Origin of the sequence: Glutamicibacter protophormiae (assembly GCF_014647495.1) — a bacterium.
GTDB lineage: Bacteria > Actinomycetota > Actinomycetes > Actinomycetales > Micrococcaceae > Glutamicibacter > Glutamicibacter protophormiae.
Map to the genome: position 1 here is coordinate 56,056 of NZ_BMPH01000014.1, position 12,636 is coordinate 68,691.

The 12,636-nt window shown below is 63.7% G+C and carries 12 protein-coding genes; 8 read left to right on the plus strand and 4 right to left on the minus strand.

The features are described from left to right. Window positions 1-22: 22 nt before the first annotated feature. Both IEY43_RS15110 and IEY43_RS15115 read right to left on the minus strand, forming a co-directional pair. Window positions 23-1,468 carry an NAD(P)/FAD-dependent oxidoreductase gene (locus IEY43_RS15110; protein ID WP_188949398.1) on the minus strand — a complete coding sequence of 482 codons (1,446 nt, stop codon included), beginning with the start codon at window positions 1,466-1,468 and terminating at the stop codon, window positions 23-25. Between the two features lie 382 nt (window positions 1,469-1,850). Then, window positions 1,851-2,585, minus strand: a complete 735-nt coding sequence (locus IEY43_RS15115; protein WP_188949399.1) for an HAD family hydrolase — start codon at window positions 2,583-2,585, stop codon at window positions 1,851-1,853. A gap of 177 nt (window positions 2,586-2,762) precedes the next feature. Between IEY43_RS15115 and IEY43_RS15120 the strand changes: the two genes are divergently transcribed. From IEY43_RS15120 to IEY43_RS15145, 6 genes are all read left to right on the plus strand, one after another. Further along, on the plus strand, window positions 2,763-3,488 hold the full coding sequence (locus IEY43_RS15120) for a GntR family transcriptional regulator (RefSeq protein ID WP_209550328.1): 726 nt from the start codon (window positions 2,763-2,765) through the stop codon (window positions 3,486-3,488). A 306-nt stretch (window positions 3,489-3,794) separates the two neighbouring features. After that, on the plus strand, window positions 3,795-4,799 hold the full coding sequence (locus tag IEY43_RS15125) for an ABC transporter substrate-binding protein (RefSeq protein ID WP_209550327.1): 1,005 nt from the start codon (window positions 3,795-3,797) through the stop codon (window positions 4,797-4,799). A gap of 173 nt (window positions 4,800-4,972) precedes the next feature. Further along, window positions 4,973-5,683, plus strand: coding sequence for an ABC transporter permease (locus IEY43_RS15130; protein ID WP_209550326.1), 711 nt, complete (start codon window positions 4,973-4,975; stop codon window positions 5,681-5,683). Further along, on the plus strand, window positions 5,671-6,504 hold the full coding sequence (locus tag IEY43_RS15135; RefSeq protein WP_188949402.1) for an ABC transporter permease: 834 nt from the start codon (window positions 5,671-5,673) through the stop codon (window positions 6,502-6,504). Before IEY43_RS15130 ends, IEY43_RS15135 begins: the two co-directional genes overlap by 13 nt. Next, the gene (locus IEY43_RS15140) at window positions 6,501-7,619 is read left to right on the plus strand and encodes an ABC transporter ATP-binding protein (RefSeq protein WP_188949403.1); all 1,119 of its coding nucleotides are present in this window, start codon (window positions 6,501-6,503) and stop codon (window positions 7,617-7,619) included. The genes IEY43_RS15135 and IEY43_RS15140 overlap by 4 nt, the downstream gene beginning before the upstream one ends. Continuing rightward, window positions 7,616-8,476: an alkaline phosphatase family protein gene (locus IEY43_RS15145; protein WP_188949404.1), complete on the plus strand. Its 861-nt coding sequence runs from the start codon at window positions 7,616-7,618 to the stop codon at window positions 8,474-8,476. Before IEY43_RS15140 ends, IEY43_RS15145 begins: the two co-directional genes overlap by 4 nt. Window positions 8,477-8,499: 23 nt before the next feature. Here the strand turns inward: IEY43_RS15145 and IEY43_RS15150 are convergent, their stop codons facing one another. Both IEY43_RS15150 and IEY43_RS15155 read right to left on the minus strand, forming a co-directional pair. Continuing rightward, entirely contained in the window at window positions 8,500-8,922 is a 423-nt protein-coding gene (locus IEY43_RS15150; RefSeq protein WP_188949405.1) for a hypothetical protein, read from the minus strand. Beyond that, a complete protein-coding gene (locus IEY43_RS15155) occupies window positions 8,897-10,822 on the minus strand; it encodes a primary-amine oxidase (RefSeq protein ID WP_188949406.1) in 1,926 nt (641 codons plus the stop codon). The genes IEY43_RS15150 and IEY43_RS15155 overlap by 26 nt, the downstream gene beginning before the upstream one ends. Before the next feature lie 130 nt (window positions 10,823-10,952). Here IEY43_RS15155 and IEY43_RS15160 point away from each other — a divergent pair, with 130 nt between their 5' ends. After that, window positions 10,953-11,546 (plus strand): TetR/AcrR family transcriptional regulator, encoded by a 594-nt coding sequence (locus tag IEY43_RS15160; protein WP_188949407.1) that lies wholly within the window; start codon window positions 10,953-10,955, stop codon window positions 11,544-11,546. Window positions 11,547-11,651: 105 nt separating this feature from the next. After that, on the plus strand, window positions 11,652-12,584 hold the full coding sequence (locus IEY43_RS15165) for an AraC-like ligand-binding domain-containing protein (protein ID WP_188949408.1): 933 nt from the start codon (window positions 11,652-11,654) through the stop codon (window positions 12,582-12,584). Window positions 12,585-12,636: the final 52 nt, after the last annotated feature.

The following is a 12,636-nucleotide window of genomic DNA, read 5'->3' on the forward strand; positions in this document are numbered from 1 at the left end:
GGTGGTAGTTGCTGGCGACGGGCTAGGAGTCGAAGCCCATGCCGATCTTGTCCATGAGTTTCAGGAAGGCGGAGCGCTTGCCCTCGTTGCGGTCGGCTTTCACCAGGTGGCTGGTCATCAACTTCACGCCGACCCAGGCTGCAGGTTCCGGCGGGAACGGGATCGGCTTGGTGCGCACCAGTTCCAGCTCGGTCAGCTGGGTTGTGGCACCGGAGAGCAGATCCAGCATGACCTTGCCGCCGAATCGGGTGGCCCCCACACCCAGGCCGGTGAAGCCTGCGCAGTAGGCGACCTTGCCGCCGTGGGTGAGGTCGAAGAAGGAGAAGAAACGCGAGCAGGTGTCGATCGCCCCGCCCCAGGCGTGGGAGAACTTCACGTCGCTCAACTCCGGGAAGCTGCCGAAGAAGTGCGCGGCGAGCTTGTCGAAGGTTTCCTGGTTGGTGTCGTAGCTGGAGCGCACCTTGCCGCCGAAGTGGTAGACCGCGTCGTAGCCGCCGTACAGGATCCGGAAGCCGCCCTGTTCGTCGATGGTCGGCCGGGCGTAGTGGAAGCGGTTGTTCATGTCCGCCAGGCCTACCATCGGATCCCAGCCGATCGCCGCGCGCTGCTGCTCGGTCAGCGGCTGCGTCATCAGCGCGTAGTCGTACACCGGGATGACATGGGCCCGGTGGCGCTTGAGCAGCGAGGGGAAGACATTGGTGGCCAGCGCGACATGCTTGGCGGTGACCTGCCCGTCGGCCGTCAGTGCGCGCATGGTGGCGCCGTCTTCCACCAGCTCGGCGACCTGGGTGTGCTCGTAGATCTTCACCCCCAGCTCGGTGCAGACGCGGGCCAGCTCCCAGGCGAGCTTGGCAGGATGGACCAGCGCGGAGCTCTCCTTGTCCCAGGCGCCGGCCAGGAAACCGGGGGAGTTGATGACCGCGCGGGTTCCCTCGGCATCCAGGACCTCGACGCCCTCGGCGTCTGCTTCCCCGCGTACCCATTCGATCTGGTGGGCCTCGGTGGCCACGTTCAGTACTCCGTCGCGGGTGAAATCCACGTCCATGTTGTAGCGTTCAACGGTTTCCTGCAGCTCGTCCAGGTTCTGCGCGCCGAGCCGCGCCAGCAGCGCGTTTTCCTTGGGCAGGTGGTTCTCGCCGTTGGTCTCGCCGTGCACCAGCGAGGCCTCGCAGAAGCCGCCGTTGCGTCCCGAGGCGGCCCAGCCGATGCGCTGGCCTTCGAGCAGCACGACCTCGCGCTGCGGGTCGCGTTCCTTGGCCTGCAGTGCGGTCCACAGCCCGGTGTAGCCGCCGCCCACCACCAGCAGGTCCGTGTCGATGCCGTCGTGCAAGGCGCTCTTGGGCGCCGGCCGCCGGTCGGTATCCAGCCAGTAGCTGGTGTGCTTGGCTCCGGCCAGCGAGGCGGCGATGTGCGCTCGCGAGGCCTGGGCCTCGTGGCGGTCGAAGGAAATGAGGTTGGTGATAGCCATGGGTGGTCCTTGGTCTGAAGGTAGGTGGTCGGTGAAGTTCGCGGGTTCAGGTGCGGCGCGTGGCGCGGGGCAGCGGTACGACCAGGGGACCATGGGGTTTTGCATCGAATTGAGCGCGGGTGATCTCGGGAGATTGCCATGGGGCAGTCAAGAATATCCCTCTTCTCAGCGACAAGACCACGAATAGAATGTGATTCATTACATATTCAAGCGTTCTCCGGAGACGGTGTCAACCCAAATCCGACCAACTGGTCGGTTTGTGACTATTGAGACTTTGAGGGAGTTCGTAGTATGCAGGTTTAGGATGCGGTGGGTGCCAGAGGCATTGCATGGCTGGTGAAGCACCCTTGGGTCCGCAACATGCCCGGTCCAGTCGCCGGCGTCAGCCTAGGGGTAGTCGAAGGCAGTTGGTGCTGATCTTTGAAACAATGAGGTCTGCATGCTGCTGGAGCACGTTCAACGGATGCGTTCCTTCGACGCAAATGGGAATCATGCCAGCAGCTTTAACCGCGCTCAGCCCGGGAATTGAATCCTCGAAGGCCGCGATTCGCGATGGATTTTGTAATCCAAGTTTCCGGGCTGCAAACTCGAATCCTTCCGGCGACGGCTTGCCGGTCTCGACATCCTCATCCGTGACCACGATGCCGAACAACCCCAGAATGCCGGCGCGTTCCAAGGCAGGAATGACTTGGTTGCGGCTAGCTCCGGTAACTACGCCGAGCTTCAGTCCGTTCGCGTGCAGGACATGGAGCAGTTCAACAGTCTCCGAGCTGATCGTATTGGCGTGTTTGATGGCAGTTGCGTACATGGCATCGATGACGGGGAAAAATGATTCGATCGGATGTGTTTGGGTCGCCTCTGGGGCTAGCGTCAGAATGTCTCCCATGATCTCCCGGTCGCTGCGTCCCGCCAGCTTCTGGTGGTAGTCCTCGGGGGTGAGATGGACCCCGAAGAAGGTGGCGGCCAGCTCGATGAACAGTTCCCGCAGCAGTGATTCGTCATCGGAGAGGGTTCCGTTGAAATCAAAGAGGATGCCGTCCAATTCTTCCAAGGTTTCGGCGGCCGGTGTTAGGGTGCTGTGCATAAAATTAATCCATCCTTGATACTGTGGGGGCACCCCGAAGGGTCTAGACCTCTGAAGCATGTCGCGATCACGCTATGCGTCCGAGATGTCTGGGAGAATGACGTCGGGCGTATCGAATCCGGACTCTGCATTAACACGCGGTAAATCATCACGCATGAAGGAGTAAACGCCATCGAAGCCGATGAACTTCTCGAAGCTGCCAGGGGATTGGTGCTCGACCAGGGAAGGCCGGCCCATCAGTCGATCAGTGAGTGGCTGTCGTCGCTGATTGCAGCAGAGCACCTTTCGCCCGGGTTCAGGCTTCCCGCCGAACGCGGTTTCGCCCAGGAGCTTGGCGTAAGTCGCATGACGCTACGCCAGGCGCTGGATTCGCTGCTCCAGGAAGGGGCGATTGTCCGTGCGGTTGGCGCTAGGGGCGGGTCGTTCGTGGCCGAGGCCCGGGTGCCGGTGGATATCTCCAATCTCATGGGGCTGAGCAAGCAGCTCTTGCGGAGCGTGCACAGCGCATCCTCACGCGTCTTGACTGCGGAAACCGTGAGCGCGGACCCCTCGGTGACCGAGGCTCTACAGCTGCCGGACAAGGCGCCGGTGCATCGAATCCATCGCCTCCGATTTGCCGCCTCAACTCCCGTGGTGCTGGAGGATAGTTTCCTGCCAGCGGACCTGTTTCCTGGCTTCTTGGAGAAAAACCTCGACGGCTCACTCTACGGCCTGATGCGAAGGGATTACGAGCTTTCCCCGTTTTCCTCTGTTGAGGAGCTCAACCCGGTCATCATTTCCGTGCAGGATGCTGAGCTGCTGGAAATCCGCGCGGCCAGTGCGGTTCTCGGGGTCAAGCGCACCGGGCTCGCCCGGGACGGAAGGCCTGTGGAGTACTCGCGTGATCTGATCCGAACGGATCGCCTGAAAATCGTGGTTTCCGGTCGCGCCGAGTAGCGGGTAGCTCATGGACCCTTAAAGGTCTAGACCACTGTTCATGTTGTGGTTACTTTCAAGTCGTTAAGTGGAAACGTCACGTGAATAGCTTTGGATGTGCCAGCGGGCCAACCGGCCCCGTTCACTCACATGGAGAGTAATTTCGCTATGAGCAAGTCACTGAACCCGGAGTCACGAGGACTCTTCTCTGCCTCGCGATGCACAGTTCTTCGGTCCGTCGCAGGGGCAGCGGTCATCGCCACACTCGGCGCTTCGCTTTCCGCGTGCGGCCAGTCAGCATCGGCCGAGACCACAGTTGGCAGCAGCTTGGAGCAGATCACCGAGCTGGCCAAGAGCGAGGGGACAGTCCAGCTGATCGCAGTTCCGGAGGACTGGGCCAACTACGGCAGCCAGTTCTCAACCTTCACCGAGAAGTACGGCATCGCGACCCCGGTAGACACCCCGAACGCTTCCAGCGCCGATGAGCTGACGGCCGTTAAGAACCTCAAGGGCCAGAAGAGCCAACCCGATGTCATCGACATCGGGTATTCCTTCACCGGCAAGGCCGAAGCAGAGGGCCTGATCACCGCCTACAAGCCGAGTAATTTCGAGTCGATACCCGACAACCTCAAGGACCCGGATGGCATGTGGGTTGGCGCCTACTACGGCGTCGTGCAGGTAGGAACCAATACCAACGTCGTTGAGGCACCGAAGTCTTGGAACGACCTTCTTGATCCCAAATACAAGGGCAAGATCGCACTGCCTGGCGATCCCCGCAAGGGGGCCTCCTCGATCGCGGCGGTCTTCGCCGCGGCACTGGCCAACGGGGGCAGCGTTGACAATATCCAGCCGGGCATCGACTTCTTTGAAAAGCTTGCAAAATCCGGCAATCTTGTCTCCATTACTTCACCGGTGTCCGCACTGAGCACCGGACAGGCCGCCGTGGTCTTCGACTGGAACTATAATTTCCTGGGCATGGAGAAGGAGCTGGAGAAGTCCGGCATCACATTGGAGACCACAACCTTCGAAGACGGTGTTTTCGGCAACTACTACGCCCAGCCGGTGGTTGCGGACTCGCCTCACCCGAACAGCGCCCGCCTATGGGCCGACTGGCTGACCAGCGACGAGGGCTCCGAGCTCTTCGCACTGGGCGGCGGTATCCCTGCCCGCTACCTTGAGCTGAAGGAAGCCGGAAAACTCTCCGACGAAGCCTTGTCCATGCTTCCGGACGCCGGGGTGATCTCCGAGATCGAATTTCCCACCGTTGAACAGGGCGAAACGGCTAGCCAGCTGATCGTCGACCAGTGGGCCCAGAAGGTCGCCTCGCAGTGACCCTGAACAGCACGCTGCAGCGCGTCTCCTGGCGCGGGCTGAGGCAGCGCGGCTTGCCCGGATGGGTTGGCGCACTTCCGCTGCTTATGTTCCTAGCGCTCTTCCTGATCCTTCCAATTGCAGCGAATGTCGTCACGAGTTTCTGGGTAAATGGCGCCTTTTCCTTCTCGGCAATGGCTCAGCTGTTGGAGCCTCAATACCTGGACGCATTCATCCAGACCTTTAACCTCTCGTTGCTTACCGCCGCGGTGGGCGGGGTTCTGGGACTGTTGCTCGCCTGGGCCTTGGCCACGGGCCGCAAGCCTGCTTGGCTGCAGAATCTGGTGCTGTCATTCTCTGCGGTGGCTTCCCAGATGGGCGGTGTGGCGCTGGCCTTCGCCTTCATCGCCACCCTCGGCGTCCAGGGTTTCGCCACTCAGGCAATCCTCGGCCTGACAGGTTGGGACCTGAGCCAGGACATCCAGCTGGCCTCGTTCAGCGGCTTGGCGCTGGTCTACCTGTACTTCCAAATCCCGCTTATGGCGATCTTGATGCTGCCCGCCTTCGGCGCACTGAAGAAGCAGTGGCAGGAAGCAGCCAATTCACTGGGCGCCAGCCGCCTCCGCTACCTGCTGGATATTGCGCTGCCGATCATGTGGCCGTCGATTGCCGGGTCGCTGTTGTTGCTCTTTGCCAACTCCTTCGGTGCCTACGCCACCGCTTACGCGCTGGCCGGGGGACGAGTGAACCTCGTGCCGATCCTGATCGGCTTCTTCATCTCCGGGGACGTCATGAACGATGAAAGCTTCGCCGCCGCGCTGGTGACCGGCATGGTTGTTGTTGTCGTCGCGGCCATGGGTTTGCGAAGCTTGGCGGAAAGGAAAGCCAACAGATGGCTGCGATAGAAAAACTCCCGTTGGTCTCCGATGGCGTGAAGGCCCGCACGCAAGTTGCAGGTGGAGATGTTGTTCGCACTGCAATCATCGGCTTGGCTCTGGTCCTGTTCTTTCTGCCGTTGGTGGCCTCGGCGGCGTTCGGTTTCACCCTTCCGGGCCAGGGAATCAGCTTCGAGCCGCTGCGCGATGCGTTGGCTGGAACGGACATTGCGACCCAGCTGATGAACACCGCCAAGTTGGCGGTGCTCAGCACCATAGGATCGTTGGTGCTGTTGGTTCCGACGTTGCTGTTCCTGCACCTGAAAGCGCCGAACTTGTTGCGCTTCACCGAATGGCTGTCGGTCATTCCCTATGTTGTCCCGGCCATCGCGTTGGTTGCCGGAGCCAACTTGTTCTTCCGGCAGGCCGCCCCTGGCTTCATGGTCAGTCTCTACTCGCTGGTGCCCTTCTACATGGTGCTGACCCTGCCGCTGGTGTATCGAAGTCTCGATGCCGGAATCCGCTCCATTGATTTGCGGACCTTGTGGGCCGCCAGCGAAAGCCTGGGCGCGAAACCATGGCAGACACTGTGGCAGGTCGTTCTGCCAAATCTGCGCGGATCCTTGCTGGGTGCATCGCTGCTGTCCTGCGCTATGGTGCTGGGCGAATACGCCGTCGCGGCCCTGCTGCTGCACTCCACTTTCCCGGTGTTCATGGTGCAGGTGGGCATGAACCAGCCTCGCGCCGCGGCGGCACTGTCCTTTATCACCATCCTCGTTACATGGCTGTTGCTGGCCTTGCTCTCCAGGGACAGCGCACCGAAAACAACCTCGAAAGGAGGACCCCGATGAACCGGGATTCTGCCGAAGTCGCCCTGCACGGGATTACGAAAAGCTATGGGGGCAAAAGAGTTCTGGACAACCTGGATCTCACGCTTGCTCCCGGGGAACTGCTGGCTCTGCTCGGTCCCTCGGGCTGCGGCAAAACCACCACGTTGCGAGTGCTCGCCGGGTTGGAAACTCCCGACACGGGAACCGTCAGCATCGGTGGTGTGGATATGACCAGCGCACCGGTTCGCGGACGAGGGATCGGTCTCGTCTTCCAGTCATACAGCCTCTTTCCACACATGAGTGCGGCGGAGAACGTGGCCTACGGGCTGCGCATCGCAGGCTCCTCGAAGTCCGTGCGGACTCGCCGTGCCACAGAACTGCTGGAAATGGTCGGGCTAAGCGAGCACGCGGCAAAGTTTCCGGGCCAGCTCTCCGGAGGACAACAGCAACGCGTCGCGCTGGCTCGGGCACTTGCCATCGAACCGCGGGTGCTGCTGCTCGACGAGCCGTTGTCCGCGCTGGACGCCCAAGTGCGGGTGCATCTGCGCGAAGAGATCAAACGGATCCAGGTCCAGGCCGGAACCACTACGCTGCTGGTAACCCACGACCAGGAGGAAGCACTGACCATCGCGGACCGGGTCGGCGTGATGCTCGGTGGCCAGATCGAACAACTCGGAACCCCGGAGCAGATCTACTCGGCCCCGCATACCGCGTTCATTTCCGAATTTGTCGGGGCGGTCAACCGTATCCCGGCCACCGCTACGACCGGAGGGGTGTCGGTACTGGGTAAACTGCTGAAGATCTCGAACCCCGATTCGGCCCCGGCCGCCGCCTCCGGGCTGGAAGCGCTGATCAGACCAGAAGATCTGCGATTGACGAGGCAGGGCGACGGTCTTGGAATCGTCGAATCGATGATGCTGCGCGGCCCCCTGACCAGCGTCATGGTGGCGCTTCAAGGACGTTGCCTGCGCGTGGATCTGCCCTCCCACGAAGCCGCCGAATTCTCCCCCGCAATGAGAGTGGCCCTCTCACCGCGGCGTGACGCCGCGCTGATCGACTCATCCAGCACCACGCCGAGGGATTCCCTCCCGGCCGCGCCCGCCCATCTGCTCTCACACCTAGGACCCATTGCATGAAACCGAAAATCGTTCTTGTCGGAATTGACGGTCTGCGCATCGACCTGGCCCGGGGAACCGGAGCCATGCCGACCCTGGATGCCGTCATTGGTCAGGGAGTTTTCACGCCGCTGCGCATGGATGTTCCCACGCTGTCCGGACCCGGCTGGTCCACGTTGCTGACCGGCAGTACCCATGCCGAGCACGCGGTGCAAGACAACAGGTTTGTCGGCCACCGGCTGTTGCACCGACCGGATTTGCTCAGCCGGGCTTACTTTGCCGATCAGTCGACCACTACCTTGGCCGCCGCCGGCTGGCCACCGTTGGTCGACCCGGCCGACGCCGGACCGGTCATCTGGCAGCGCCGCGAGCAGCAGCGTTCGGGCCACCACACGGTGATTTCCCGCGACGGCGAAACCTACGGCTACCAGGTTGTCGACGCGGTGATTGCCGACCACGCCGTGGAGGTGCTCGCGGCCAAGGGCCCGGATGTCTCCTTCATCTACTTCTGCGATGCCGACGACGAGGGGCATGTCTATGGGCCCCACAGCCAGCAGTATGCGGCGGCGATGGGACGGGTGGAAAACCACCTCTCGCGGATCAAACAGGCCATCGAACATCGCATTGAGAACCACGATGAAGACTGGTATCTGGTGCTGACCACCGACCACGGCCACGTGGATGCCGGTGGACACGGGGCAGGCAGCGAGGTCGAGCGCGCTTCGTTCGTGGCGGCAACCCGCTTCGGGAGCTCGCTGGCGCATTGGCCTCGGGAATTGGAGCCGCATCAGCTGGTGCCGCTGCTGCTTTCCTGCCGCGAGGCCGGCGGCATGGATTGCGAGGTTAACGAAACTCGGGCCTTGGCTGCATCCGTCTAGGATGCAGCCAAGGCCCGAAAGGATCACCGGGAGCCGTGGCGCCGGACCACCAGCGCCGAGGCGAACATCAGCGCGAACTCCATCAGCGCTACCAGCAGCATCGGCACCGCATGGCTGCTCGGGTGCCCGGAGTGCCCGCCATGATGGCCGGCGAACCAGGGCATCCCGACGACCATGGCGATGTGCGCCGCACCCATGGCCGCGCACATGCCCAGCAGCTCCAGCGCATTCCCGCCGCGCAGTACGCACCAGGCGCACTTCAGGCACCAGGCGGTCATGGCCAGCAGGACAACTGTCCAGAGCGCCGAGTGCGGGATGAGCGCCAGCACCGCCAGATGCACCGCGGCCGAGCCGAGCACCGCCCAGCCCAGCACGCGGTGCCCGGACGGAACCCTGGCGGGCGCCGCCGGCGCGGCCGCGCTAGCCGTTAGAACCGCAGCAGCCATCGGCTTCGGTGGTGGTGGCGCAGCAGCCGTGCTTGGCCGGTTCCGGGACGTCCAGCACCGGCGAGCGGTCGAAGAAGCCTTCGGGGCGGATCTTGAAGCCCACGGTGTCCACCGGCATGATCGGCCAGTCCTCGGTGCGCGGGAAGTGGGTCAGCGCGAAGGTGTGCCATAGGCTGATCTTCTCCCCGTCGATGCTCTTGTCGTCCTCGATCCAGGAGCCGATGCCGTCCACGCCCGGGTTCTGGTTCACGAAGTCGCCGGTCGGGTAGCGGTGGGCGGCGTCGCGCTGGGTGACCCACAGCGCCTTGGAGGCGAACTCGGCGCGCCGGTGCACCGAGGAGCCTTCGGCGGCCAGCAGGGTCGGCAGGCCCTGGGGCAGCAGCTTGAAGCCCACCGGCTTGCCCAGGTAGTTCTTCTTCTCCGGGTTGGTGACCACCCAGGTGCGCCCGGCGGCCTGGTTCGCGTCGCGCACCGCCTGCTTTTCGGTGGCCAGCACGGTCTGGCTGCGGGTGAAGGCGTTGCCGCGCGGGTTGTCCTCGCTAATCGGCAGGCGCACCGCTTCCTCCTCGATGACCCGGCTCGGACCGCCGTCCAGTGCGAAGTCCAGGCGGGCGCCGAACAGGTGCTGGTGGAATGGGGCGCCCAAGCCCGGAGCCATCTCGGAGGCGAAGCGCTCGTCGCGCATCGCGGAGGTGAACACGATGCCGGTGGCCTTGGCCTCGAACTCGATGGTGCCGTCCAGGTAGAGGTACCAGTAGAAGCCGTAGTCGTAGTTGCCCACGGTGGTGAAGAAGCTGATCACCAGGCGGCGGTTGCGGCGGGTGTACTTCACGCCGGACCAGTCATCGGAGTGCTTGGCCAGGATCGAGGAGTCCTCCTCGTGCATGCAGATGCCGTTGGTGATGGTTTGCGCGTTGCCGTCCGCGTCGGTGATCACCGGGGAGATGTAGTGGATCTCGCCCAGGCAGTCGCAGCCCAGCTCCAGGGAGTTGGCGAAGCGGCCGACCAGGTACTCGCCGGTGTCGAAGTAGTTCTGCCAGCTGCGCACCGGCGAGGGGTCGCCGTAGGGGACCACCATTTCCGCGATGGAGGCGCGGTCCAGGATGCGGCGGCGCTCGCCCTTGTCATCGAAGCCGATGTTGTAGAGCACCAGGCCTTCGCGCATGTCGAAGCCGATATCCAGCGACCACTTCTCCCACTCGACGTGGTTGCCCTCGGTCACGGTGAAGCTGGCGCCCTCGGGCTGGGTGATCTCGATCGGCTTCTGGGTGGTGCGGATCGGGCCGGTCAGCTCCGGATCTGTGTAGTTGCCGTGGGTCGCCGGCACGTCGACGATGCCGAAGTCCAGCAGCTGGTCGACCTTCTGCTCGATGGTGTCGATGTAAACCACCAGGCCGTCGATCGGGTGGGCCCAGGCGGAGTCCTCGGCGAAGTCCTGGCGGAATGCCAGGCCGCGCAGGATGCGGCGGCCGGACTCCTGCGGGTATTCAAACACGCCGGCGGACAGCGGAGCGACGCGCACCTGGTCGACTGCCAGGCCGCGCTTTTCCAGCGCGGCGGCCCACTGGGCATCTTCGGCCAGGATGGCTTCAACCATCTCGAATTCCTCGACCAGCACCGGAAGCTGGCCTACGGCGGCCGGATCCAGCTCGATGACCGAGGCGACCTCGCCGCGGGTCAGGTCCAGCACCACGTCCTTGGGCTCGTTGCGCGCCTTGTCCATGAGCATGACGCGCACCAGGCGGTCGGCGTTCTGCTCGCTCGGGTCTTCGAGGCCCATGTAGGCGATGCGGGTGCTGTCGGTGAACAGCTGGTTCTCCACCAGCAGCTGCTTGGCGGTGGCGATCTCCTGCTCGGAAAGCAGCGTGAAGTCGGTATTGACGGCGGTGGTTTCAGTCATGATGCTGGAGCCCTTCGGTGACGGGATGTGATCCACAACATTTTTTGTTCTCTGGGTGTAGAGAATACGGCTCTGTGACGCAGGACGCAAGCGCCGCTGTGAAACACGTCTCTTCGCTTAGGCTTAAGCCATGCCGAAAATCGTTGACCATGACCAGCGCCGCCGCGAGATCGTGGAGGTCACGTGGAGATTCATTGCGCGCGAGGGGATCGCGAAGCTCAATCTTCGCGATCTGGCCGCCGCGGCCGGTTACGCCAACGGCGGGCTGAAGATCTACTTCCCGACCAAGGACGCGATCCTCGCGGCCACCTTCGCCTATGTCGCCGAGGCCACGAATGCGCGCATCGAGCGCAACGCCGGCCAGCTCGAAGGCCTGGCCGCCGTCGAGGCCTTCGCCCACGAGGTGCTGCCGCTGGATGAGCTGCGCCGGGACGAGGCCCGGGTCGCGGTGCACTACTGGCATCTGGCGCTGGGGGACCCGGCGCTCGCCGAGGCCAATGCGCAGACCATGCAGGGCTGGCGCGACGGGCTGGACGGCTGGCTGGAACAGCTGCTGGGCCCCGGGCATTCGGAGGCCGGTGCGGCGCGCGATGCGCTGATCAACTTCCTGATGGGCGCGCAGGCCGGCAGCGTGCTCGACGAGCAGGCCAACACCGTGCAATCGCTGCTTGAGCAGCTGGAACACCACTTGGCGGGGTTGCAGCGGCTGGCCGAGCCCCGCTGATTTTTCGTCTACGTATGCAGAAAAATCGTGACTTTTCGGCGTTTCTGGGCTACCCTCAAACGTGTCGCCCGGCACAGTTGCGGGCGCAGGGCACAGGGGGCGCAGATGTATCAGGTGCAGCACGTTGACTCGTTTTCCGCATGGTCGGCGCTGATCTCCGACGCCTTTGTGCAGCTGCGCAGCGAGCAGGTCTCCCGCGGCCACTTCGCCGCCACACTCGGGGCCAACATGCTCGGCGACATCGGCCTGATGCGCATCACCGCCAAGCCTCATGCCGTGCTGCGCACCGAAGACCTGAGCACCAGCGGCGACGGGGACTACTACAAGGTTTCCTACCAGCTCGACGGGCACGGACTGCTTGTCCAGGACGGCCGCGAAACCGTGCTTTCCCCGGGCGACCTGGCCATCTACGATACCCAGCGTCCCTACGCCCTGGCCTTCGAGAAGCCCGCCTCCGTGGTCGTGGCGCTGGTGCCGCACGACCAGTTCCGGCTCTCGCCGCAACAGGTCGCGCAGATCACCGCGGTGGCGCTCAAGGACGAGCACCCGCTGGCCGGGACCGTCACTCCGCTGCTGCGCCATCTGGGTAACAACCTCTCCACCTGGGACCAATTCGGGGGTTATTCGCTGGCCCGCAACACCGTGGACCTGATCGCCACCGCGCTGGCCGGGGCACTGGGCGGGGAGAACCAGGCTGATTCGAAGTCCGCGCAGCGCCAGCGCATCACCGCCTACATCGACGCACACCTGGATGAGCCGGAACTGGATCCGGCCCGCATCGCCGCCGCGCACTTCATCTCCGTCCGTTCGCTGCATGCCCTGTTCGAGCACGAGCCGCGCACCGTCGCGGCACTGATCCGGCACCGCCGCATGCAGCAGGCCAGCGCGCTGCTGCGCGACCCGCTGCTGGGCGACGTCTCGGTGCAGCGGATCGGCGCCCGTGTGGGCATCCCGGACGCGGCCGGCTTCAGCCGCATGTTCTCCCGCGAATTCGCCCTCACCCCGGGACGCTACCGCCAGCAGCAGGCTGCGGCCTAGGACGCCCGGAACCTGCGCTCAAGTGCAAGACACCTGCACGCAATGCCAAGGT

Coding starts and splice junctions, on each gene's coding strand:
- IEY43_RS15110 (WP_188949398.1), bottom strand. CDS start 1,468: ATGGCTATCACCAACCTCATTTCCTTCGACCGCCACGAGGCCCAGGCC.
- IEY43_RS15130 (WP_209550326.1), top strand. CDS start 4,973: ATGGCTCAGCTGTTGGAGCCTCAATACCTGGACGCATTCATCCAGACC.
- IEY43_RS15135 (WP_188949402.1), top strand. CDS start 5,671: ATGGCTGCGATAGAAAAACTCCCGTTGGTCTCCGATGGCGTGAAGGCC.
- IEY43_RS15140 (WP_188949403.1), top strand. CDS start 6,501: ATGAACCGGGATTCTGCCGAAGTCGCCCTGCACGGGATTACGAAAAGC.
- IEY43_RS15145 (WP_188949404.1), top strand. CDS start 7,616: ATGAAACCGAAAATCGTTCTTGTCGGAATTGACGGTCTGCGCATCGAC.
- IEY43_RS15150 (WP_188949405.1), bottom strand. CDS start 8,922: ATGGCTGCTGCGGTTCTAACGGCTAGCGCGGCCGCGCCGGCGGCGCCC.
- IEY43_RS15155 (WP_188949406.1), bottom strand. CDS start 10,822: ATGACTGAAACCACCGCCGTCAATACCGACTTCACGCTGCTTTCCGAG.
- IEY43_RS15160 (WP_188949407.1), top strand. CDS start 10,953: ATGCCGAAAATCGTTGACCATGACCAGCGCCGCCGCGAGATCGTGGAG.
- IEY43_RS15165 (WP_188949408.1), top strand. CDS start 11,652: ATGTATCAGGTGCAGCACGTTGACTCGTTTTCCGCATGGTCGGCGCTG.